Genomic DNA, 1319 nt, shown 5'->3' on the forward strand with positions numbered 1-1319 from the left:
AAACATAGTCATTTGCCAGAAGTGAAATCAGCAAGTCAAATAGAGGAGGAAGGGCTTCATTTAGCAGAGATGAATTTACTTTTATTGAAGAAGGTTGAGGAATTGACAATTCATACTATAAATCAAGAAAAAGAGATCTCAAATCTTTATGAAACAGTAGAATTACTTATAAATAAAGTAAATCAATTAGAAAAAAAATAGGACCAATTTTTTACCTGAAAAATATATCAAACTCTAAACGATCAAACAAGCATGAAAAAGATACATTTCATTTTATTAATAATATTTTCAACTTCATTAAATGCCCAAACCATTGATACTAATAATGGGGATATAAGAGGGTTTAATAGAATCCAGACAAATAGTGGAGATTGGATGGATATTCAATTATTTGGCTCAGGAAGTTCTTTTAGAATAAAGGATATGTCAGGTACACCCCATACATCTTTTGTTGAATTTAATTCAGGATCAAAACGTTCGGATTTTTATTCAGATATATTTTTACTTCCTGCTGGAAATACAAGAGGGAACAAAAGTATTAATTTATACAGAGGTTCTGAAGGTAAGGACTTGGCAACTATAGGTTTTGGAGAATTAGGTTCTCAACTTAATTGGCATATTGGTCATTTATATTATGGAGGCTCCCCCAATAAAAGTTTTTATATAAGTCGATCTTCATCGATAATTAATCCTGATGGAACAGCTAATCACACCCCAGAGTTTACTATACTAGGTAATGGTCAAGTTGGGATAGGTATAACAACACCAAGTGCAACACTACATGTGAATAACGGGGACAACTCATATGGTACTATTTTAGCCAATGCAGATGAATCAAATTTTTCACTTTATGCTAAAACAATCACAACACAGCCAATCAATACTGAGTCCTTTCGATTAGGATTAAAATACGCGAGTGATGAAAAAAATGGTTTTATTTCATTTTATCGTGGGTCAGGTACATATGGAGGCTTTTTGGGGCTTTCTACTAATGGTATTGAGCGAGTTAGTATTGATAGTAAAGGGTATGTTGGAATCGGCAGAAAAAGCCCTTCAGCAAACCTGCATGTCCAACATAACGGTGCTGATAGAGCTTCTGTAAGGGTTGAAGGTAAAGGTGAAAATAACAGTGGGGCGAGAGATGATATTTCAATTCATGGTGATTTTGTAAGTGGAACCGCAGATGCTGCTTCTTTCGATAGATATAATGTTGGTATATCTTCTTGGTATGGTATAGGTTTTCATAGTTCATTTAATAATAGAGCGGGTATTGTGTTTGATACAAGAACTGCCAATGCTTATTTTGATGGGAAAGTAGG

General features: G+C 33.9%; 1 protein-coding gene and 1 pseudogene. Both read left to right on the forward strand.

Going from position 1 to position 1319, the window contains the following annotated elements; all coding sequences use genetic code 11:
* Positions 1-201, forward strand: a pseudogene (locus AVL50_RS33315) (cell surface protein); the annotation flags it as partial.
* Between the two features lie 51 nt (positions 202-252).
* Positions 253-1319, forward strand: a 1067-nt coding sequence (locus AVL50_RS07255) for a tail fiber protein (protein ID WP_157491190.1), incomplete at its 3' end; no start/stop codon positions are given.

The organism is Flammeovirga sp. SJP92 (genome assembly GCF_001583495.1).
Taxonomy (GTDB): domain Bacteria; phylum Bacteroidota; class Bacteroidia; order Cytophagales; family Flammeovirgaceae; genus Flammeovirga.